This is a genomic window from Desulfovibrio sp. ZJ200 (genome assembly GCF_011039095.1).
Classification (GTDB): Bacteria; Desulfobacterota; Desulfovibrionia; order Desulfovibrionales; family Desulfovibrionaceae; genus Desulfovibrio.
Genome location: NZ_JAAKEH010000007.1, coordinates 14388 through 35996 on the forward strand (window position 1 = coordinate 14388; position 21609 = coordinate 35996).

Annotated in this window: 14 protein-coding genes; 7 read left to right on the forward strand and 7 right to left on the reverse strand. The window is 64.4% G+C overall.

From position 1 onward, the window contains the following. Positions 1–23: 23 nt before the first annotated feature. The 4 genes from aroC to G7Y52_RS03510 form a co-directional block, all read right to left on the reverse strand. Complete coding sequence (aroC, locus tag G7Y52_RS03495) at positions 24–1118, reverse strand: chorismate synthase (RefSeq protein WP_165066131.1); 1095 nt, start codon at positions 1116–1118, stop codon at positions 24–26. Between the two features lie 2 nt (positions 1119–1120). Beyond that, the gene (locus G7Y52_RS03500) at positions 1121–2506 is read right to left on the reverse strand and encodes a Na+/H+ antiporter NhaC family protein (RefSeq protein ID WP_165066134.1); all 1386 of its coding nucleotides are present in this window, start codon (positions 2504–2506) and stop codon (positions 1121–1123) included. A 395-nt stretch (positions 2507–2901) separates the two neighbouring features. Then, the gene (locus G7Y52_RS03505) at positions 2902–4257 is read right to left on the reverse strand and encodes a homoserine dehydrogenase (RefSeq protein WP_165066138.1); all 1356 of its coding nucleotides are present in this window, start codon (positions 4255–4257) and stop codon (positions 2902–2904) included. After that, positions 4254–5441, reverse strand: coding sequence for an aminotransferase class I/II-fold pyridoxal phosphate-dependent enzyme (locus G7Y52_RS03510; protein ID WP_165066141.1), 1188 nt, complete (start codon positions 5439–5441; stop codon positions 4254–4256). The genes G7Y52_RS03505 and G7Y52_RS03510 overlap by 4 nt, the downstream gene beginning before the upstream one ends. A 293-nt stretch (positions 5442–5734) precedes the next feature. Between G7Y52_RS03510 and mtnA the strand changes: the two genes are divergently transcribed. The 3 genes from mtnA to G7Y52_RS03525 are packed head-to-tail and all read left to right on the forward strand — an operon-like array spanning position 5735 to position 9187. Beyond that, positions 5735–6784: an S-methyl-5-thioribose-1-phosphate isomerase gene (gene mtnA, locus G7Y52_RS03515; protein ID WP_165066145.1), complete on the forward strand. Its 1050-nt coding sequence runs from the start codon at positions 5735–5737 to the stop codon at positions 6782–6784. A gap of 41 nt (positions 6785–6825) precedes the next feature. After that, entirely contained in the window at positions 6826–8763 is a 1938-nt protein-coding gene (locus tag G7Y52_RS03520; RefSeq protein ID WP_165066148.1) for a TIGR04326 family surface carbohydrate biosynthesis protein, read from the forward strand. Between the two features lie 7 nt (positions 8764–8770). Further along, positions 8771–9187: a C-GCAxxG-C-C family protein gene (locus tag G7Y52_RS03525; RefSeq protein ID WP_165066152.1), complete on the forward strand. Its 417-nt coding sequence runs from the start codon at positions 8771–8773 to the stop codon at positions 9185–9187. 47 nt (positions 9188–9234) lie between these two features. Here the strand turns inward: G7Y52_RS03525 and thrC are convergent, their stop codons facing one another. The 3 genes from thrC to G7Y52_RS03540 form a co-directional block, all read right to left on the reverse strand. After that, on the reverse strand, positions 9235–10680 hold the full coding sequence (gene thrC / locus G7Y52_RS03530; RefSeq protein ID WP_165066155.1) for a threonine synthase: 1446 nt from the start codon (positions 10678–10680) through the stop codon (positions 9235–9237). Positions 10681–10740: 60 nt separating this feature from the next. Continuing rightward, positions 10741–11334, reverse strand: coding sequence for a glycerol-3-phosphate 1-O-acyltransferase PlsY (gene plsY, locus G7Y52_RS03535; RefSeq protein ID WP_165066158.1), 594 nt, complete (start codon positions 11332–11334; stop codon positions 10741–10743). Between the two features lie 239 nt (positions 11335–11573). Further along, positions 11574–13718, reverse strand: a complete 2145-nt coding sequence (locus G7Y52_RS03540) for a ribonuclease catalytic domain-containing protein (protein ID WP_165066161.1) — start codon at positions 13716–13718, stop codon at positions 11574–11576. Positions 13719–13978: 260 nt separating this feature from the next. Here G7Y52_RS03540 and G7Y52_RS03545 point away from each other — a divergent pair, with 260 nt between their 5' ends. The 4 genes from G7Y52_RS03545 (at position 13979) to G7Y52_RS03560 (ending at position 21506) form a co-directional block, all read left to right on the forward strand. Then, positions 13979–15820: a histone-lysine N-methyltransferase gene (locus tag G7Y52_RS03545; RefSeq protein ID WP_165066164.1), complete on the forward strand. Its 1842-nt coding sequence runs from the start codon at positions 13979–13981 to the stop codon at positions 15818–15820. Between the two features lie 99 nt (positions 15821–15919). Continuing rightward, positions 15920–17062 (forward strand): NADP-dependent isocitrate dehydrogenase, encoded by a 1143-nt coding sequence (gene icd / locus G7Y52_RS03550; protein ID WP_165066167.1) that lies wholly within the window; start codon positions 15920–15922, stop codon positions 17060–17062. 124 nt (positions 17063–17186) lie between these two features. Beyond that, a complete protein-coding gene (locus tag G7Y52_RS03555; RefSeq protein WP_165066170.1) occupies positions 17187–19532 on the forward strand; it encodes a hydratase in 2346 nt (781 codons plus the stop codon). Positions 19533–20132: 600 nt separating this feature from the next. After that, positions 20133–21506 carry an L-serine ammonia-lyase gene (locus G7Y52_RS03560; protein ID WP_165066173.1) on the forward strand — a complete coding sequence of 458 codons (1374 nt, stop codon included), beginning with the start codon at positions 20133–20135 and terminating at the stop codon, positions 21504–21506. Positions 21507–21609: the final 103 nt, after the last annotated feature.

Here is a 21609-nt window from a genome sequence, read left to right on the forward strand (position 1 = left end):
GCCACTGCTTCCGGGCTGCCGGCTCACGCGCCGTATGCCATGCGGCCTTGCAGCAGCAGGGCGTCGGCCAGGGCCAGGGCGGTCATGGCCGAAAGCACGGGAACAATGCGCGGGATGGCGGCAAGATCGTGGCGGCCGCCCACCAGCACTGTGGCGGGCCGCCCCTGCGCATTTACGGTTTGCTGCGCGCGCGCAATGGAAGCGATGGGCTTGACCGCCGCGCGCAGCACAATGTCCTGACCGCTGGAAATGCCGCCCAGTATGCCGCCCGCGTGGTTGGAGGCAAAGCGGACACTGCGGATCGATTCGTCAGGGCCGGGCAGCAGGGGATCGTTGTTTTGCCAACCCGTGCGCCGGGCCGCGGCAAAGCCGTCGCCCACTTCCACGCCCTTGACAGCGCCCACGCTCATCAGCGCGTGCGCCAGCACGGCGTCCAGCTTGTCGAAAACCGGTTCGCCCAGACCGGCCGGAATGTTGCGGGCCACGATCTGCACTATGCCGCCCAGGGTGTCGCCCGCCGTGCGGGCCTCGGCCACGGCGGCATCCCAGAGGGCGGGCGCGGCGTCGGAGGCTGCGAAATAGGGCCGGAGGAGCGCGCCTTCCAGATCCTGCTCGGCCTCGGGCACGGCGATGCCGCCCAATTCCACGCAGGCGGCGCAGATCCGCGCGCCCCGGCGCGCCAGGATTTTTTTGGCGATCGCGCCGCCCGCCACGCGCGCGGCGGTCTCACGCCCCGAAGAACGGCCGCCGCCCCGGTAATCGCGGATGCCCTTGTATTTCTGAAAATAGCCCCAGTCCGCATGGCCGGGCCTGAAGACTTCGGCCAGATTGCCGTAATCACGCGAGCGCTGATCCTCATTGGCAATATAAAAGGCAATGGGCGTGCCGGTGGTGCGGCCCTCAAACACGCCGGAGAGCAGGCGCACGGCATCGGCCTCTTTGCGTTTGGTGGCCGTGGGCCCCTGGCCGGGCTTGCGCAGATCCAGCTCGGCCTGTATGTCGGCCTCGCTCAATTCCAGGCCTGCCGGGCAACCGTCCAGCACGCCGCCCAATCCCGGCCCGTGAGATTCCCCGAACGTAGTCAGGCGCAGAATTTTGCCGAATGTGCTGCCCGCCATGCCTAGACCTCGCCGGTCGTTTGCAGCCGCGCCGACCGCCGCGCCGGGGCCTTGGGCCGCCCGAGCATGACGGCGGCCGCGCCGGCCACGGCCAAAAGCATGCAGTACCAGTTGTTCATCGCGATTTCCAGGGGCGAGATTTTTGCCAGGGAACCGGCCAGCAAAAGCTGCGCGGCCCAGGGGATCAGCCCCTGAAACACGCAGGAGAAAATATCCAGAAGGCTGGCGCTGCGGCGGGGATCGATCCCGTTCTTTTCGGCGATTTCCCTGGCCATGCTCCCGGTGAGGATGATGGCCACTGTGTTGTTGGCCGTGCAAATATCCGCCAGGCTGACCAGCAGGCCGATGCAGAATTCTCCGGCCCTGGTCGTGGCCTTTTTGCCCCTGGCCAGCAGGCGGGACAGGGCGTCCACCCGTTCCAGCAGCCAGGCTATGCCGCCGTGAAAGCGGATCAGCTCGCCCAGACCGCCGATCAGCATGGAAAGGACAAATATCTCGTTCATGCCGGTGAAGCCCTTGTAAATATCCTGGGCCCAGCGCAGGGCGGAATAGGAAGTCTGCGCGTCCGCGCCCAGGAGCAGCCCCACCGCGCCGCTGAACACAATGCCGGCAGCCAGAACCACAAAGACGTTCAGCCCCAGAAGCGCCAGGATCAACACGGTAAGATAGGGCAAAACCTTAATGAAATTGTAGTCCGCCAACTGCACCTGTGTGCCGTTTGCCCCGGTCAGCCAGAGCAGGACTGCCGTAAGCAGGGCCGCGGGCAGGGCAATGGCGAAATTCATGCGGAACTTGTCGCCCATCTCGCAGCCCTGTGTGCGGGTGGCGGCAATGGTGGTGTCGGAAATCATGGAAAGATTGTCGCCGAACATGGCCCCGCCCAGAACCACGCCCATGAGCAGAGGGATCTCAATGTTGGTCTGGGCCGCCACGCCCAGCGCAATGGGCGTGATGGCCGCCACCGTGCCCATGCTGGTGCCCATGGCCGTGGAGACAAAAGCGCCCACAATGAACAGACCCGGCAAAATGAAGGAAGGCGGCACCAGGGACAAGCCGAAGTTCACCGTGGCCTGCACGCTGCCGATGGCCGTGGCCACGGCCGCAAAGCCCCCGGCCAGCAGGTAGATCATGCACATGGTCATGATGTTCAGCTCGCCCGCGCCGGTCAGAAAGATGGTGATTTTTTTCTGCAGACGGCCCCGGCCCACGCCCCCCTGGAGCAGGGCCAGGGCAATGGCGGGCATGATCGCCACAGTTGCCGAGAGCTGGTAAAAGGCCATGCTCGTGCCGGAGGCCGTGAGCGCCACGCCGGTACCGATGAAGATGCCCAGAAAGAGAAGAAGGGGCAGGAGGGCCGCGAAACTGCTCTGAGGGGAGGTCTGGCTCATGGGGCTCCTTGGGTCTGGCGTTGCCGGCCGGGGCGCGCGCCCGCGGCTGGACCGGTGTTGCAGTATATGAAAGGCTCCTGCCGCTGGCAAGACTTCCGGCGCTTTGCGCATCTCGTTCTGAGCGGCAAAGAAGACGAAGAAGGTGCCGGACTGCCGCGCAGCCTGGGGGTATTTTGTACAATCCGCCTTTTCCGCGCCCACGGGGTGATCGGCGCGTTTTGGAGGCTCACGGACTGTGGAGCGTTTTGCTCATGAAATGAGAGCATTTTCTCTTTGAAAATGCTCTCATTGCAAGAAAATGATTGGATTGCGCGAGGGCATTCCTGTCCGGCTAAGGGATAAGAAAAAAGTCCGAAATCTCCGGCAAATGTGGTACAAAGGGTTCAGATAACGCCCTAGAGCACCCTGAAATACACTGCCGGTTCCCTGAGCAGCCCCGCGTCAACCGCGCGCTGGAGCGCGTCGCTCATGGCCCGGGCCGTGGTTTCATGGGTCATGAAGACCAGGGGCACGCCCTGGCCCTCGTCCGCTTTCTGGATCATCTGGGCCACGCTGATGCCCTCGGCGGCCATGCAGCCGGAAATATCCCGCAGCACGCCGGGCGCGTCCCGGACCATGACCCGCACATAATAGCAGGAGCGCCATTCCTCGGGCGGCACAATGGCGGCCTTGGGCAGTTCCCTGCCCACAAATCCCGTGTTGTTGGGCCGCTCCTCGCGGGCCACGGCCATCAGGTCGGCCAGCACGGCCCCGGCAGTGGGCAGATCCCCGGCCCCGCGCCCGTGGAAGAAGAGCGAACCCGCGGCATTGGCCTCCACGCGCGCGGCATTGTACACGCCGCCCACGCGGGCCAGCAAAAAGGTGTGGTGCACCAGAGCCGGAAAAACCCCTGCCTCCAGGCGCACCGGGCGGTCGGCGGCGTCGCCCGCGCACTCCTTGCCGTCCTTTTTCGCCTCGGGGCAGGGCACCTCGCGCACCTGGGCGATGAGCTTGACGCGGTAGCCGAATTCGCGCGCCAGACGGATATCCAGGCCCGAAAGGCCCCTGATGCCGCGCACGGACAAGGCCGTATACGGATAATTGACCCCGTAGGCCAGCCGGATCAGCAGGATCAGCTTGTGCGCCGCGTCATGGCCGTCAATGTCCAGCGTGGGATCGGCCTCGGCATAGCCCAGCTCCTGCGCCTGCTTCAGGGCCACATCGAAATCCAGGCCGTTGGAGGTCATTTCCGAGAGGATATAATTGCTGGTGCCGTTCAGAATGCCCATGAGCGAGGAAATACGGTTGCCGGTCAGGCTTTCCTTCAGGGCCTGCACAATGGGGATGGCCCCGGCCACGCTGGCCTCATACCGTAAAATGCGTTTTTTGCGCTCGGCCTTTTGAAAGAGGGCCAGACCCTCCTCGGCCAGCAGGGCCTTGTTGGCCGTGACAATGTGCTTGCCCTGATCCAGGGCGCGGTCGATGAGCGCGCGGGCCCGGTCAATGCCGCCGATCAGCTCCACCAGCACGTCGATGCCCGGATCGTCGGTGAGCGCCGCGGGCTCCGTGGTCAGTTCCGCGCCCGCGGGCAGGGGCACGCTGCGGGCCTTTTGCGCGTCGCGCACCAGCACGCGCCTGACCACGATGTCGCGGCCCGTGCGCCTGCGGATGATGTCCGCGTTTTCCTTGAGCAGGCGCGCCAGGCCGCCGCCCACCGTGCCGAAACCGGCCAGGCCGGCCACCAGGGGTTTGCTTTCGTTGGCTTTGCTCATGCCTGCTCCGGCGCGCCCGAGAGCAGGCGGCGCATATTGCTCACGGCCTGCCGGGTGCGATGTTCGTTTTCAATAAGCGCGAAGCGCACATACTCGTCGCCGCAGGAGCCGAAGCCCAGGCCCGGCGACACGGCCACATGCGCCTCGGTCAGCAGCAGCTTGGAAAATTCCACGGAGCCCATTTTGCGAAAAGCTTCGGGAATCCGCGCCCAGACAAACATGGTGGCCCTGGGCGCGGGCACCTCCCAGCCGATGCGCTTCAGGCCCTCAATGAGCCGGTCGCGGCGCTCGCGGTAAATGTCGCAAATCTCCTGCACGCAGTGGTCAGGCCCGTTGAGGGCCACGGTGGAGGCGATCTGAATCGGCTGGAAGATGCCGTAATCCAGATAGCTCTTGATCCGGGCCAGGGCGTGCACCAGACGCTTGTTGCCCAGGCAGAAGCCCACCCGCCAGCCGGGCATGGAATAGCTTTTGGACAGGGTGTAAAATTCCACGCCCACATCCCTGGCCCCTTTGGCCTGCAAAAAGCTGGGCGCTTTGTAGCCGTCAAAAACCAAATCCGCATAGGCCAGATCGTGAATGACCCACAGGCCGTTTTCTCTGGCGAAATCCGCCACCTTCTGAAAAAAGGCCAAATCCGTCACTTCCGTGGTGGGATTGTGCGGATAGCACAAAAAAAGAATCTTGGGCTTGGGCCACGCCTGCCGCGTGGCGGCCGTGAGATCCTCAAAAAAATCGCGCCCGGGCCCGATGGGCACGCTGCGCACGTCGCCGCCCGCGATGACCGGCGCGTATTTGTGAATGGGATAGGTGGGGTCCGGCGCCAGAACCACATCCCCGGGCGAAAGCATGGCCAGGGAAAGGTGCGCAAGGCCCTCCTTGGAACCCATGGTCACAATGGCCTCGCTTTCCGGATCCAGCTCCACGCCATAGAGCCGGGCATAGCGATCGCAGATCGCCTTGCGCAGGTTGGGGATGCCCCTGGAGAGCGAGTAACGGTGATTCACGGGCTTTTGGGCCGCCTCGACCAGTTTTTCCACAATGGGCGCGGGCGTGGGAATATCCGGATTGCCCATGCTGAAATCCACAATGTCGACATTCTGGCGACGCAGCCGCATCTTCAGTTCGCCGACAACCGCGAACACATACGGGGGCAGACGCTGGATACGCGAAAACTCTTCCATCCTCTCCTCTCCTTGCTCGGATCAGGGCCGGGGAAAGCGCGCTCGGCGCGCGGCATGGAGCAGCATAGACGGCTCTGCGCCTTCTTGTAAAGGAATTTGCCGGAACCGCCGCACGCTTGCCGCCGCTTTTGCAATTCAGGGCATTGTCATGTATTGGCAAAAAGCGCCTGCCACGGCGTCCCCCGGAACATCTACCGGCGGCTTGCGCGCCGGGAACGCATTTTTGTTCGCAGAGCGTTTTGGTAATGAAATTAGCGAAACGCTCTGCAAATGCAATGTAAACAGGAGCTTGCATGGACGATCACATTCGTTTTGATCCCGAGGCGCTCACCTTGCATCTGCTGGATCAGCGCCTTTTGCCCGGGCAGGAGGTTCATGTGGCCTGCCGCACAGTACAGGATGTGATTGCCGCTCTGCAAAACATGGTGGTGCGCGGTGCCCCGGCCATTGGCGTCACCGCTGCCTGGGGCTGCGCGCTGGCCGCGGCCGGGGCCGGGAATGGCCCGGACTGGCGGGATCGTCTGAAAATCGGCCTGGAAGCTCTCGCCCGGGCCCGCCCCACGGCCGTCAATCTGCGCTGGGCCGTGGATCGCCTGCGCGGCTTGTGGCGGGCGCGCCAAGACGCCGATCAACCGGCCCTCCTGGCCCTGTTTCTTGACGAGGCCAGGCGCATACAGGAGGAAGACGTGGCCGCCTGCAAGGCTCTGGGCCGTTTCGGCGCGGACTGCCTCCAGGACGGCGACAGCGTGCTCACTCACTGCAATGCCGGAGCCCTGGCCACAGCCGGATACGGCACGGCCCTGGGGGTGATACGCGCCGCCGTGGAACAGGGCAAACGTATCCGGGTCATTGCCGATGAGACCCGGCCTTTTTTACAGGGCGCGCGGCTCACGGCCTGGGAGCTGGCCCGCGACAACATCCCGGTCCGCGTGGCCTGCGACAATGCCTGCGCCCTGCTGATGCAAAAGGGCCTGGTGCAACGCGTGGTAGTGGGCGCGGATCGCATTGCGGCCAACGGCGACGCTGCCAATAAAATCGGCACCCTGGGCGTGGCGATCCTGGCGCGGCATTTTGGGATTCCCTTTTATGTGGCCGCGCCGCTTTCGACCATTGACCCGGCGACCGCCAACGGCGCGGCCATCCCCATTGAAGAGCGCCCGGCAAGCGAAGTGACGCATATAGGCGGGCGGCGCATCTGCCCGGAGAGCGTGCCGGTCTGCAACTTTGCCTTTGACGTGACCCCGGCCGCCCTGATCGCCGGGATCATCACCGAGCGGGGCGTGCTCAGGCCGCCCCTGGGCCCGGCCATTGCCCACATCCTCGCGTCGTGCCGGGAGGTGTGAAATTTTTGCCTGACGGGACAATTGCAACACGAGGCACAGGCATGAAGGAACTGATTCTTCTGGCGGACAGAGCCACGCTGCCCGCGGATCTGGAACAGACAGGCTCCCGGCGGGCGTCCGGGGCCGAGGAAACCGCGCGTGTGGTGGCCTGCTGGAACAGGTGGGACGCGCCCGAAGGCGGCATCTCGCTGCCCGCCCGGCTGTATGCCGAGCTGGCGCAGATCCGCGCCGAGCACATGGCCTGGGCCTATGATCTGGGCCGCTTGCGCGTGGGCGGGCGCGAGGTGCAGGAGCGGCTCAAGGCCGGAGAAAATCTTTCCATGTGGTGGTGCTCCCTGCTCTACGAGCGCCACCCCAAAATGACGCCCAATCTCTACGCCGTGTATAAATTGCGGGCCCTGGAGCGCCTTATGGATGCCGAAGGCTTCACGGCCTTGCGACTCTGCGGGGGCGACGCGCTGTTGCGGCAGACCCTGGCCGCATTCTGCGCGGCCTCGGGCCGCCTGTTCGTGGAGTTTCATGAGCCGGGCAGCGGTCGCAAAGCCGCGCAAAGCCCGCTCAGGCGGCTGTATGCGGCCTGCCCCGCGCCGCTCAGGGCCGCGGCCCGCTATGTCCACTGGTGGTGGACCGTCCGGCGCAAGCTGCCCTGGAGCGGCACACCCCCTCTGCCCTCTGGCGCGGAATCCCCGGCCACCATTGTCAGCTATTTTCCCAATGTGGACATGCGCGCCGCGGAGCTCGGGCGTTTTCGCTCCCGCTACTGGGAAAGCCTGCATGACGCGCTGGAGGCCGCGGCCCGACGCGAAGGCGGCCCGCAAGGGCAGTTCGTGCGCTGGCTGTTCATTCGTTTTCCCGCGCCGCAGCTTTCTTTCCGGCAATGCCTGCGCCTGCGCGATCGCTTCCGCCAGGAGCGCAGGGATGGCGCGTCCTTTCATTATCTGGAGGAATTTCTGCGCCACAGGGATCTCTGGGCCGCGCTCCGGCGGCATCTGCGCCTCAGCCTGTCAAGCCTGCGCTTGCAGAAAAAAGTCCGTCCGGCCTTTTGCTTTGCCGGTTCGCGGCTCAATTTCTGGGAGTACCTCGGGCCCTGCTGGGCGGAATCCTTCCGGGGCTGGCGCGGTTTGGAGCGCTGCCTGCAATACCGGGCCTTCAAAAGCTATGCGCAGTGCGCCGGGCCGCAGCGCTGGACGCTTTTTCCCCTGGAAAACTGCCCCTGGGAGCGGATGCTGACCCAGACCGTCCACGACGCCCGCCTGGGCCCTGTCTACGGCGCGCAGCATTCGGTGATCCGGCCCACGGACTTTCGCTATTTTGACGATCCGCGCACCTTCAGCGCCGCGGATTGCGCGCTGTTCCAGCCGGATCTGATCCGGGGCAACGGTCAATCCGCCTGCCGCCAATGGCTGGAGGCGGGCATGCCGCCCCAGCGCCTTGGCCAGGTGGAAGCCCTGCGCTATCTCTATCTGGCGCATACGTCCGCCACAAAGGAACCTGCCCTGCCGCCACGCCGCCTTCTGGTTGTGACCAGCTTTTTCAGGGACGAGACAGAGGCCCACCTGGCCCTGCTGGCCCGCGCCCTGCATGCGGGCCTGCTGGACGGCTATGAGCTGGCGGTCAAGCCGCATCCCTACCTGCCGGTGCGGGAACGGCTGCGCGCCCTGCTGGGCCGCAGAGCCGGGGAAGTGCGCCTGGCTGACGGAGCCATTGCCGGGGAATTGCGGCCCGGCGTTCTGGTCTGGGCTTCCAATTCCACCACCGTGGCTCTGGAGGCCGCGCTCAAGGGCCTGCCGGTCATGGTCATGTTGCCCGTGGACGACTTTGATCTCTGCCCGTTGCAGGACGTGCCCCATCTGCCGCGCACGGGCACGCTGCAAGACGTGCGGCAGGCCCTGGCGGCCGCCGCGCCCCTGGATCTGCCGCCGGACTACCTGGATCTGGACCCGGCCCTGCCGCGCTGGAAACACTTGCTTGGACTGTGAGGAAAAGATGGACGCACGCGAACAAATCACGGACTGGGTGCATCACTGCTATTGGGACAAGGACATCAACTGCGCGCGCACCACGCTGTTTTGCCTGAGCCAGCTGTGCCGCCTGCCCCTGCACCCCCAGATTTCGCAGGCGGCCGTGGGCCTGAACGGCGCGGGGCGCATGGGAGGTCAATGCGGCCTGCTGGAAGGCGCGCTGCTTTTTCTGGGCATCCGGGGCGCGGCATCGGGCAAAACCGACAAGGAAATTGTCAGCCTCTGCGGGCAGTATGCCACGGCCTTTCAACAACGCTTTGGCGGCATCACTTGCCGCCAACTGCGGCCCGGCGGCTTTCGCAAGGACGATCCCCCGCACCTCTGCGAGGCAATCACTGTGGACGCGATCTGTTTTGCCTGGGATTTTCTGCGCGCCGCGTAGGCGCAGGCGAAATTCCCTTGCGCCGTTACGCGCCGGGGCAGGCACGCTTATTTTTTCTTTAATGCGAGGCGGTTCACAACGGCCTCGGCCCCCAGGCGGGCGAACTCGGCCGTGTCCCGCCCTTGCCGGGCGCTCTCCGGCAACAGGAGCTCGGGCCGGTTGGCCAGGCTTTTGTCCGGCGTAATGCCGTAGTCCGGCGGGAAGCTGTCGTTGAAATACATGTCCTGAAAGCCCGCGAACTTCAGGCTGTGGGCCGTGGCGTCCAACACGGCGTGCTCGTGCGACGAGATCAGGCCCAACGCTTTGGCGTTGAGCAGCCCGGCCAGACATTCGCCGCCCTGCGTGCAGGTAATATGGCCGTGGCGGTTGGCCCGGATCATGGCGTCCATGATTTGTTGCTCCGTGACACGTATCACCTGGAAGGCCTTTTCGCCGCCCGCTTCCATAAAACGCCGGGCCAGCCGCCGCACGCGCGGGAAGGAGACCGGATTGCCGATCATGGCGGCCTGGGCCACACTGGGCGCGACCGTCACGGCTTGCCAGTGACGGGAGTTTTCGGGCGCGGCATAATAACGATACACCGGGTCCGCGTGCTCCGACTGCACGCCAAAGACGCGCGGCAGCGCAGTGATGATGCCCAGATCCAGCATTTTCAACAGGCCGGACATGATCGCCGTGACGTTGCCCGCATTGCCGATGGGCACAAAAAGGCAGAGATCGGCCACATTCCAGCCGTACCATTGGGCCACTTCACAGGCATAGGATTCCTGGCCCAGAATGCGCCAGCTGTTCTTGGAATTGAGCAGGGCCACCCGGTAGTGTTCCGCCAGATGCTCCACCACTTTCATGCAGTCGTCAAACACGCCGGGCAGTTCCAGCACGGTTGCCCCGCTGCCCAGGGGCTGCGAGAGCTGCTGGGGCGTGACCTTGCCGTGCGGCAAAAGCACAACGGATTTGAGCGGCGCGCCCACATAGGCAGCATACAGGGCCGCTGCGGCAGACGTGTCGCCCGTGGAAGCGCAGACAGTCAGGACCTCATCCCAGTTGTGGCGGCGGCAGAGCCATTTGAGATAGCTGAAGGCGCAGGCCATGCCGCGATCCTTGAAGGACGCGCTGGGGTTCTGCCCGTCATTCTTGTAGGCGAAGGGCAGGCCCACCGTGTCGCGCAGGGCGGGCGCGGCCTCCACAATGGGAGTCTGGCCTTCGCCCAGATACACGATATCTTCTTCCTCCAGCAAGGGAGCCAATAACTCGTAGTAGCGGAAAATGCCCCTGAGCGCCGTGACCGGCGTTGCGGCGCGGGCGTCGAACAGTTCCCGCCAGGCCGCGCCGCTGCGCTCTTTCAGGCGTGAAAAATCCAGATTCTCCAGCAGAAAAACATTGCCGCACTGCGGGCAGGTGTACAACAGGCTGTCGCCGGGGTAGCGCCCCCCGCACTCCAGGCAGACATATTCCATGCGGCCGCGATAGGACGGAAAATCAGTGTGGGACATACAGGCTTCCTCCAGAGGTCGATGCCGGATCAAGGGGCTTCTTTTGCCGGAAAAACGGTTTCAGTTTCTGCTTTTCAGCCAGGGCTTTTCCGTGCCCGCGCGCAAGCGTCGGATATTTTCACGGTGCTTCCAGAGCACCAGGGCCCAGACGCCCAGGCTCAGGGGCAGCCAGTCCCAGGTCGCGCCGCACAGCAGGAGCAGCGGCAGAGCCGTGACCAGGGTCAGGGAACCCAGAGAAACATAGCCGCTGCGCCAGATCACCAGCAGGCAGAGTGCCGAGGCGACCAGCAGTTGCCAGAACGCCAGGGGCAGAAAGACGCCGATGCCGGTGGCCACGGCCTTGCCGCCCCTGAATTTCATGAAGCAGGAAAAGACATGCCCCAGCACGCAGGCCAGACCCACAGCCGACACGAACAGCGGGGCCGGGTTTATGCGCAGGGCAATCCAGACGGGCAGCGCGCCCTTGAGCACGTCGCACAGCAGGGTGGCCACGCCCCAGCCGAAGCCGCAAAGCCGGGAAACATTCGTGGCTCCCGTGCTGCGGCTGCCGTCAGTGCGGGGGTCCACACCGCAAAAGGTTTTGGCGATGACCAGCCCCCAGGGCGCGGAACCCAGCACATAGGCCACCGCTATCCAGAGTGCTTGCACAAGCATGTTTTTCCCCCCTTGAAACAGGCCGCATGCACGCTTCCGCCGTTTCCCGTGGCGAGGAAACACGGCATTTGCCGCGGCGCTCCGGCAAAAAGCGCCCCATTTAGAGCAGATTACCTTTGACTTTTTATGAAAGTCAAAGGTGGCATTCAGGCGAAAAACGCGGTTTTCGCCTGAATGTACGCCGCGTTGCGGCGGCTGCCGCTTTCGCGTCAGCAGAGCATTTTCAAAGAGAAAATGCTCTAGTCCACCGTGGCCGCTTCCATAATCTGTATCTCGTTATACAGCGGCTGCACCTTGCCGAGGCGCACCGTCACGGCCATGCCGGGGCAGGCGCGCTCGTCGAACAGGCGCCGCTTGCCGCGCACGAACATTCCCTGCTCCGGCAGGCTCACGCTGACGAAAGTATCGTTTTCCTCGGTGATCACGCCGGGCCACCAGACCTTATCCCCCTTCTGGCGGAAATAGAGCAGCTTCCAGTAGCGCGGACGGAAGCGCTGCACCTGCCCGGCAGCGTCCAGCGCGGGCAAAAGCGCGGCCAGCAGATCCGCCAGCGCGACCGCGTCCCTGAAGGGCGTGCCCGTGCGCAGAAAATGCACCACCTGGGCCTCATTGACAAGATCCGGGTAGCGGCGCAGGGGCGAGGTCACGGGCGTATAGCGCGCCAGACCCAAAGCCGCGTGCGGCCGGGCCTGGACTTCCAGACCCGAGGGTATGAGCGCGCGCATGATCCGGCTCATGTCCTGGGGCGCGGTCCAGACGCCCGCGTATTCCCTGGGCAAGGCCACGTCCTGCACGCGGTGCAGCATGGGCAGGCCGTGCTCATGGGCCCATTGGGCCACGGCCGCGCTGGCCAGAATCATCATTTCCGCGACCAGCATCTGGGCATCCGGGGTCGGGACGTCGGATTCTATGTCCACGCTTGTTGCAGCGCCCTCGCCCTGTAATCTGATGATCGGATCGGGCCGGTCCATGATCACGGCTCCGGCAGCTATCCTTGTTTTCTGCCGCGCGCGGGCCAGAGCCAGCCCCAGACGCAGCAGGGCGGCATGCGGCGCGGCCGGATTGTCCGGCAGAGCGCCCGCGCCCGCTGCCTGCGCGTCCAGCACGGCCTGGCTGTCCTTGTACGTCAGGTTGGCGGCCAGCCGCGCGCGCGCCGTGAAGATCTCGCAAGCGCCGGCTTTGCCCGCGGCGTCAATGCCCACGCGCACGCAGAGCGCCGGGCGCGGCTCTCCGGCCAGCAGGGAGAACGCCCGGGTACCCAGAATTTCGGGCAGCATGTGGCAATTGCCTTCCGGCAGATAAATGCTCGTGCCCCGGTGCAGCACGGCCTTGTCCAACAAGCCCCCGAAGGGCCAGAACAGCGCCGGGCAGGCCAGGGCCAGCGTCAGGCTGAAGCCCGCGCCGTCGGCCTCGACGTAAAAGGCGTCGTCCACGTCGCGGGTGCTGGCGCTGTCGATGCTGATGAAGGGCAGATCGCACACCGGCAGTTTCGTGTCGGCAGACGGCGCGCAGGCTTCCGCCGCGGCGCGCAGCAGGGCGTTTACTTCCCCGGCATGGGGCTGCCACCACGCGTCGCCGGGCGCGTAGTCCGCCCGGTCCAGCCAGAAATTATAATGCGGCGGCAACTCGCCCCAGGCCATCAGCAGTTGCAGGGGCAGATGCGGCACGTCGGGCAGGCCCTTGGCAAGCATGCGCCAGAGGGCCTCATGCTCCTGGCTTTCCGGATCGCGCATCCGGGCCAGCAACACATCCTTGAGCCGGGCCGCAATATCCGGCGCGGGCCATTCGGTCGCGTTTTCGCTCCCTGCCTCGGGCCGCGGCGGCAAAACGCGCTTTTTGCAGGCCACGTCCCAGAGCATCCGGAAAAAGGCCACGCCCCCCGTGATCAGGGCCTCGCGCTGCTGCTGGCTTTTCTGCTCGGCCAGGCGTTTTTCCACCATTTCAGCCGGAAAAACCTGGAAATCCGGCGGCTGAAAACGAAAATGGCTCTTGCAGGCCAGCAGGGCGCGGCCGTAGGCGGCCACCACATCGGCATCCGGCCCGCTGACGAAGAGTTCGGCAAACCAGCGCGCCGGAGCCGCATGCACCTCGCCCTGAGCCAGTTCCCAGGCCTCCATGAGCGGCACGGCCGCGGCCTGCTCCTCCCGCGCTTTCCTGTGGCTTTCCAAAAGGCGCACAGCGTCTTCCCGGCCCAGCCCGGCTGGATGCAGCGGGCCGAGCCAGGGCAGCAGGCGCGCGGCATTGAGCCGCGTCTCGCGCCTGTTGGGCAGCAGCAGGCGCAGGCGACCGCCCGCCTCTTCCATGACCAGGGCGATCTGCGGGGCGTTGCCTTCCATGTACTCCACAATGCAGCCCGGCGCGGGATAGCGCACGCAATCCGACATGAGAACTCCTTCAGAACAGCCCCGAGAATCCTTCATTTTTGCCGTTCTGGCAAGCCCCCTTGCCGCCCCGGAGGATTCACCCCTGAGATGAGTTCCGTAAAAAACACATTTTCCTTTTCCATGGTTGCAAAAGAAATTTCACTCTGAAAATGAATCCTTCAAGGATCGCACGGACTGGACGGACGGCCGGGAAGCGGGTATAAAAAACTTTTGCAGTACATATTTCTACCGCGCCCAGAGCGCGAGAAAGCGGGAGAACCATGAGCAAGATCATCCACCAGAGCTGCGGCAGCCGCAATCTGGTCCTCCAGGAACCGGACAAGCCTCAGCTCTACCGTGATCTTTTTCCCTACAGCAGCATTTGCCGCACCTCTTTTGACGAGGTGCTCCTGGCCCCCCGTCCGGCCGAGCAGATGCGCATCACGGACACCACCTTCCGCGACGGCCAGCAGGCCCGGCCGCCCTACACGGTCAGGCAGGTGGCCAGGATGTTCGATTTTCTGCACCGCCTGGGCGGCAAGACCGGGCTGATCACGGCTTCGGAATTTTTTCTGTACTCGGCCAGGGACCGCAAATGCATTGAGGTCTGCCGGGCGCGCGGCTACCGCTTCCCCCGGGTCACGGCCTGGATCAGGGCCACCAGGGACGACCTCAAACTGGCCCGGGACATGGAATTCGACGAGACGGGCATGCTGACCAGCGTGTCGGATTATCATATTTTCCTCAAGCTGGGCAAAACCCGGCAACAGGCAATGGACATGTATGTGGATCTGGCCCGGCAGGCCCTGGAGTGGGGCATTATTCCGCGCTGCCACTTCGAGGACGTGACCCGGGCCGACATTTACGGCTTCTGCCTGCCCCTGGCGCAACGGCTCATGGAGCTCTCGCGCCAGAGCGGCATGCCCGTGAAGATCCGCCTCTGCGACACCATGGGCTACGGCGTGCCCTGGCCCGGCGCTGCCCTGCCCCGCTCGGTGCAGCGCATCGTGCGGGCCTTCACCGACGAGGCCGGGGTGCCTGGCCAATGGCTGGAATGGCACGGCCACAACGACTTTCACAAGGTGCTGGTCAACGGCGTCACGGCCTGGCTGTACGGCTGCGGCGCGGTCAACGGCACGCTCTTCGGCTTTGGCGAGCGCACCGGCAACACGCCCCTGGAAGCCCTGCTCATTGAGTACATCTCGCTCACCGGCGACGACGCGGCCGCGGACACCACCATTTTAAGCGAGGTGGCCCGGTTTTTTGAAAAAGAGCTGCATTACCGCATCCCGCACAACTACCCCTTTGTGGGGCGCGACTTCAATGCCACCAGCGCGGGCGTGCACGCCGACGGCCTGGCCAAGAACGAGGAAATTTACAATATTTTCGACACCAGGAGACTTCTGGGCCGCCCGGTGCCGATCATCATCACGGACAAGACCGGCCGCGCCGGGGTCGCCTACTGGATCAACAACAATCTCGGCCTGCCCGAAGAGAAGCAGGTTTCCAAAAAACACCCGGCCGTGGGCCAGATCTATGACGCGATCATGGCCGTGTATGAGGAAACGGGCCGCACCACGCACTTCTCCCACGACGAGATGGAGGCGCTGGTGCAGCGCTACATGCCCGAGCTCTTTGTGACGGAATTCGATCACATGAAGCAACTGGCCGGGGAACTGGCCGCGCACCTCATCATCCGCCTGTCCCGCAGCGCCGGGCTGGCCGAACTCGGCGAGCAGGCCTGCGCCCGGCTGGACGAATTTGTGCGCGAATATCCCTTCATCCAGTTCTGCTGCCTCACGGACGCCCAGGGCAAGATGCGCTGCTCGGCCGTGACGGACCCGGAATACAAGGGAGTCTACGAAGCCCTGCCCGTGGGCTATGACTTCTCGCAGCGCGAATGGTTCACGATGCCCATGAAGACCGGCGATCTGCATATCATGGATGTCTACCAGTCGCACTTCACCAGAAAGCTGGTCATCACGGTATCCTGCGCGGTCACGGACAGCAGGGATCACATTGTGGGCGTGGTCAGCGGCGACATCCAACTGGAGCAATTGCTCAAGCGCGCCAGGGCCCTGCAACAGGAAGTGGGTTCGCAGGACGAGGCCGAGGGCGAATAACAGCCCGCCGCGCGCCAGGGCGTGAACAGCGTTCAGCCCGCGCCTGTTGCGCCGGCCTGCACGCGGATCTGCCCGCGCTTGCAAACATCGGGAGAAGAAATGCGGAAAAAAGTTTACTGGATTGAAGGCGACGGCATCGGCCCGGAAATCTGGCGGGCCGCGCGGCCGGTCATTGACGCTGCCCTGGCCAGGGAATCCGCGGACATGACCCTGCAATGGGAAGAGCTTCTGGCCGGGGAAAAAGCCCTGGCCGAGACCGGCAGCCCCCTGCCCGAAGCCACGCTTGCGGCCCTGCGCACGGCCGACATTGCCATGAAAGGGCCTCTGGGCACGCCGGTGGGCACGGGCATCCGCAGCTTGAACGTGGCCTTGCGCCAGGGCCTGGATCTCTACGCCTGCATCCGCCCTGTGCGCCATTTTGCAGGGCTGGAAACGCCGGTCAAGCACCCGGAGCGGGTCGACATGGTCATCTTCCGCGAGAATACGGAGGATGTCTATGCCGGCGTCGAATTTGCCGCGGGCACGCCCGAGGCCCGCAGGCTGATCGACTTTCTGCGCGAGGAGCTGGGCGTGCGCAAGGTGGGCGAGACTGCGGCCGTGGGCATCAAGCCCATGACCGAGGCCGGTTCCAAACGCCTGGTGCGCCGGGCCCTGCGCTTTGCCCTGGACAACGGGCTGGCAAGCCTGACCCTGGTGCACAAGGGCAATATCATGAAGTTCACCGAAGGCGCGTTCCGCCAGTGGGGCTACGACGTGGCCGCCCAGGAGTTCGGGGATCTGATTTGCACGGAAAAGGAGCCGGTTCCGGGCCGGCTGGTGATCAAAGACCGCATCGCGGACGCCATGTTTCAGGAAGCCCTGCTGCGGCCCGAGCAATACCAGGTGCTGGCCACGCCCAACCTGAACGGCGATTACATTTCCGACGCCCTGGCCGCGCAGGTGGGCGGGCTCGGGCTTGCGCCGGGCGTGAACATGTCCGACAGCCTGGCCTTTTACGAAGCCACGCACGGCACCGCGCCCGCCATTGCCGGGCAGGACAGGGCCAATCCCGGCAGCGTGATCCTCTGCGGAGCGCTGATGCTGGAAAATCTCGGCCATCCCGCGGCGGCGCAACGCATCCGCGCCGCTGTGGGCAAGGCCATTGCAGGCAGGGCCGTGACCGAGGATCTGGCCGCCCAGGTCAGCGGCGCGCGGGTCGTCGGCTGCCGGGAATTCGGCGAGATTATCGGCGAGAATTTGTAGGGGATTTTTTCGGAGAGGGCCGCTTTTTTCAAAAAGCGTCCCTCGTATCCCCTCCCGGCAAAAATTTTTCATCTTTGGCGTGCCGCCCGGCGCTTCACCGTAAACATCTGGAAGAAGGTCTCCCATGATCCAGCTTTTTGAACACGCCACTGTTATTGACGGCGCGCGCATCCTCACTGCCGACCAGGCCACGGCCCGGGGCATAGATCCTGCGGCCGCCCGGCGCAACACTCTGGCCCATGCCATCCTGGCCGCCCATACTCAGGGCGGCGACACGCAGGCCCCCGGCAGCGCTGACGCGCCGGGCCTGCGCCTGCGCTTTGACGCCCTGGCCTCCCACGACATCACCTATGTGGGCATCATCCAGACCGCGCGGGCCAGCGGCCTGACGGAATTTCCCGTGCCCTACGCGCTGACCAACTGCCACAACAGCCTCTGCGCCGTGGGCGGCACCATCAACGAGGACGATCATCTCTTCGGCCTGGCTGCCGCCCAAAAATACGGGGGCATCTTCGTGCCTCCGCATCTGGCCGTGATTCACCAGTATGTGCGCGAAATGATGGCCGCGTGCGGGGGCATGATCCTCGGCTCGGACAGCCACACCCGCTACGGCGCGCTGGGCGTCATGGGCATTGGCGAGGGCGGGCCAGAGCTGGTCAAACAACTGCTGGGCAAAACCTACGACGTTCCCGCGCCCGAGGTGGTGGGCGTCTGGCTGGAGGGCACGCCCGCGCCCGGCGTGGGCCCGCAGGACGTGGCTCTGGCGATCATCGGCGCTGTTTTCAAAAACGGCTTTGTGAAAAACAAGGTCATGGAATTCATGGGCCCGGGCGTGGCCAATCTCTCGGTGGAGTACCGCTGCGGCATTGACGTGATGACCACGGAGACCGCCTGCCTGTCCTCCATCTGGCAGACCGACGAAAAGGTGCGCGACTACCTCGCCCTGCACCAGCGGGAAAAGGATTACAAACGCCTGGCGCCGCAGGGCCCGGCCTGCTATGACGGTCTGATCAGAGTTGATTTGAGCGCTGTGCAAGCCATGATCGCCCTGCCGTTTCATCCCAGCAACGTCTGGCCCATTGCCGAGCTGAACCGCCATGCCGAAGAAATCCTGAAGAGCGTTGAAGAAGAAGCCCGCAAACAATTCGGCGACGCCGCGGCGCAGTTCAAACTCACGGACAAAATCCGCGACGGCCGCCTGTATGCGGATCAGGGCATCATCGCGGGCTGCGCGGGCGGCTCCTTTGAAAACATCTCCCTGGCCGCGGCCATTCTGGACGGCAAGAGCGTCGGCAACATGGCCTTCAGCCTTTCGGTCTATCCGGCCAGCGAGCCGCAGGCCCTGGCCCTGTTGCACAACAGCTCCGCAGCCAGGTTGATGACCGCCGGGGCCATTCTCAAAAACGCCTTTTGCGGGCCCTGCTTTGGCGCGGGCGACACCCCGGCGCACGGGGCGCTGTCCCTCCGCCACGCGACCCGCAACTTTCCCAATCGCGAGGGCTCCAAACCGGCCAACGGCCAGCTTGCCGCGGTGGCGCTCATGGATGCCCGCTCCATCGCGGCCACAGCGGCGCACGGCGGCCGCCTGACCGCGGCCACGGAGCTTGACTGGACGGAAGCCGGCCTGAGGGACGTGGATCTGCGCTACCACTTTACGCCGATCATCTATGAACGCCGCGTCTACAACGGCTTTGGCGCGGCCAGGCCGGAAACCCCGCTGATATTCGGTCCGAATATCGCGGACTGGCCGGCGATGAGCCCCCTGCCCGAACATTTGATCCTCCAGGTCGCCAGCGTGATCACAGATCCCGTGACCACCACCGACGAGCTGATCCCTTCCGGCGAGACGTCCTCTTTGCGCTCCAACCCGGTCAAACTGGCGGAATTCACGCTCTCCCGCAAGGATCCCGGCTATGTGGCGCGGGCCAGGGCCATGCAGGCCCTGGAACAAACCCGCCTGGCCAATCCGGCCGATCCCGGGCTGCTGGCGCGCGTGCGGGCGATCTGCGCGCCCTGCGGCATGGACGAATACGTTGACGGGCACGCGGCTCTGGCGGATTTCGGCCTGGGCTCAACCATTTTCGCGCTCAAGCCGGGCGACGGCTCCGCGCGCGAGCAGGCGGCGTCCTGCCAGAAGGTGCTGGGCGGCTGGGCCAATCTGGCCGTGGAGTATGCCACAAAGCGCTACCGTTCCAATCTGATCAACTGGGGCATGCTGCCCTTTGTGGTGGACGCGGATCTGGCGGGCCAGCTGCGGGTGGGAGATTACCTGGTGATCCCGCGCATCCGGCAGGCCGTGAGCCAGGCCCGTCCCAACATCCTGGCCTGTCTGGTGCATGAGAGCGAGGAAGGCGGCCAGATCCGGGGCGAGCAGATCACCCTGACCCTCAAGGAGCTCACCGACGATGAGCGCCAGATCATTCTGGACGGTTGCCTGATCAACTTCTACAACCGCAAGGAGAAGCGCTGAACTCAGCCCGCGTGACACTGCAACCTTGCAGCGGATCAGCCCATGCGGACTAGAGCAAGTTCACTTTGAAATTGCTCTGGCGGTCGCGGGAGCGGACGCCCGCGCCGAATGAGCGTCCAGACCGCGTTGCGGTAGCCGTTAGCAAGCTTTGCTTGCTTGCGCCAGCCGTTGGCGAGTCTGCGAGCCTTACGGATGGCGACAGCGGTTTCGTTGCATGTTTTTTGTGGTAACTCATTGCTGTCTCCATCCGTAGCTTCCTTCGTCGCAACGGCTGAAGCCTGGACGCGAAATGATGGCAGCGCCGCTTTTGAAATTGAATAATTTCAAAAGCAAAATGCTCTGACTCCGGGCGCGGTCTCGGCAGCCGGGACGCGGAATATACCCGCCTTCCGGCTGCCGCTTTTCCCCCCTCCCCTTCTCACCTCGTGGGCCGCGTGGTCGAGCTCTTGAGAGCGTTTAGCTCATTTCATTAGCAAAACGCTCTACAATACCGTTGCACAAGGGCTGTTCCTGTGTCAGAAGAAAAGCTGTGCCGAAGTTGCCGATCCGGTGCCGCGCGTTGGCGAAACCGCGCGAGGCAGCGGCCCATAAGGAAAAACCATGCTGAGCGTGTTTGATCTCTTTAAAATCGGCATCGGGCCGTCCAGCTCGCATACTGTGGGGCCCATGCTGGCGGGCAAGGCCTTTGCCGACGAGCTGCGGGAAAAGGCCCTGCTGGACGGCGTGGCGCGCATCCGGCTTGATCTCTACGGCTCCCTTGCGCTCACCGGGGACGGGCACGGCACCACAGGCGCAGTGCTCAGCGGCCTGGAAGGGGAGGAACCGCAAAGCGTGGACCCGGCGCGCCTGGCCGCGCGCACGCAGGAGCTCAAAAATAATGCCGATCTCCGCCTGGCAGGCGAAAAAGCCGTGCCCTTCCTTTACACGCGGGACATGCTGCCGCACAAGGGCCTTTTTCTGCCCCGGCACTCCAATGCCCTGACCCTTACCGCCTTTGCCGCTGACGGTACGGCGCTGCTGGCAAAGACTTACTATTCCGTCGGCGGCGGCTTCATCCGCACGGAAGAGGATTTTGACGCCCCGCAGGAGGCGTATCCAACGCCGCCATACCCTTACGCCACGGCCGCGGAGCTTTTTGCCGCCTGTGAGCGCGAAGGCAAAAGCATTGCCGAAATCGTGCTGGCCAATGAGCTTTTCTGGCGCTCAAAAGCCGAAGTGGACGAAGGGCTGCAAAAGATCATCACCACGATGCGCGAATCCGTTGAGCGCGGCTGCTGCACAGACGGGGTGCTGCCCGGCGGCTACAACGTGCGCCGCAGAGCCCCCAATCTGCTGCGCAAGATCAGCGCGCTTCAGGCCGCGGGCAGGCGGGATCTGAGCCTCTGGCCCATGCTCTACGCCTTTGCCGTGGCTGAGGAGAACGCCTCCGGCGGCCGGGTCGTCACCGCGCCCACCAACGGCGCGGCGGGAATCGTCCCTGCGGTCTTGCTGCAGTATACGAATTTTTATCCGCACGCCACGGAACAGGGAGAGCGGGATTTTCTGCTCACCGCCGGGGCCATCGGCCTGTTTTACAAGTGCAATGCCTCCATTGCCGGAGCCGAAGTGGGTTGCCAGGGCGAGGTCGGGGTGGCCTGCTCCATGGCCGCGGGAGCGTACTGCGCGGTTACCGGCGGCAGCGTAAAACAGGTGGAAGTGGCCGCGGAAATCGGCATGGAGCATAACCTGGGCCTGACCTGCGACCCGGTGGGCGGGCTGGTGCAGATTCCCTGCATCGAGCGCAACGGCGTGGCCGCCGAGCGCGCCGTGAACTGCGCGCAGCTTTCCCGCCTGGAAGACGGCCGTCAGCGGGTGGTCTCCCTGGACAAGATTATTGAGGTGATGTACCGCACGGGCATTGACTTGCAATCCCGCTACAAGGAAACCTCGCTGGGCGGCCTGGCTGAAGCCGTGGGCGAGGCAATCAGGGGCTGAGAAGCGCTCTTTTGCGGCGGCGCTTCTTCGATGATTTTCTAAAAAAATTCGTTTTGAATTTCATATAGTTGCAATATCATTTTCAGTGAAAGCGTGAATGCCT

Bases quoted from the DNA above. Each gene is read 5' to 3' on its own strand.
- aroC (WP_165066131.1), bottom strand. From the start codon at position 1,118: ATGGCGGGCAGCACATTCGGCAAAATTCTGCGCCTGACTACGTTCGGG.
- G7Y52_RS03500 (WP_165066134.1), bottom strand. From the start codon at position 2,506: ATGAGCCAGACCTCCCCTCAGAGCAGTTTCGCGGCCCTCCTGCCCCTT.
- G7Y52_RS03505 (WP_165066138.1), bottom strand. From the start codon at position 4,257: ATGAGCAAAGCCAACGAAAGCAAACCCCTGGTGGCCGGCCTGGCCGGT.
- G7Y52_RS03510 (WP_165066141.1), bottom strand. From the start codon at position 5,441: ATGGAAGAGTTTTCGCGTATCCAGCGTCTGCCCCCGTATGTGTTCGCG.
- mtnA (WP_165066145.1), top strand. From the start codon at position 5,735: ATGGACGATCACATTCGTTTTGATCCCGAGGCGCTCACCTTGCATCTG.
- G7Y52_RS03520 (WP_165066148.1), top strand. From the start codon at position 6,826: ATGAAGGAACTGATTCTTCTGGCGGACAGAGCCACGCTGCCCGCGGAT.
- G7Y52_RS03525 (WP_165066152.1), top strand. From the start codon at position 8,771: ATGGACGCACGCGAACAAATCACGGACTGGGTGCATCACTGCTATTGG.
- thrC (WP_165066155.1), bottom strand. From the start codon at position 10,680: ATGTCCCACACTGATTTTCCGTCCTATCGCGGCCGCATGGAATATGTC.
- plsY (WP_165066158.1), bottom strand. From the start codon at position 11,334: ATGCTTGTGCAAGCACTCTGGATAGCGGTGGCCTATGTGCTGGGTTCC.
- G7Y52_RS03540 (WP_165066161.1), bottom strand. From the start codon at position 13,718: ATGTCGGATTGCGTGCGCTATCCCGCGCCGGGCTGCATTGTGGAGTAC.
- G7Y52_RS03545 (WP_165066164.1), top strand. From the start codon at position 13,979: ATGAGCAAGATCATCCACCAGAGCTGCGGCAGCCGCAATCTGGTCCTC.
- icd (WP_165066167.1), top strand. From the start codon at position 15,920: ATGCGGAAAAAAGTTTACTGGATTGAAGGCGACGGCATCGGCCCGGAA.
- G7Y52_RS03555 (WP_165066170.1), top strand. From the start codon at position 17,187: ATGATCCAGCTTTTTGAACACGCCACTGTTATTGACGGCGCGCGCATC.
- G7Y52_RS03560 (WP_165066173.1), top strand. From the start codon at position 20,133: ATGCTGAGCGTGTTTGATCTCTTTAAAATCGGCATCGGGCCGTCCAGC.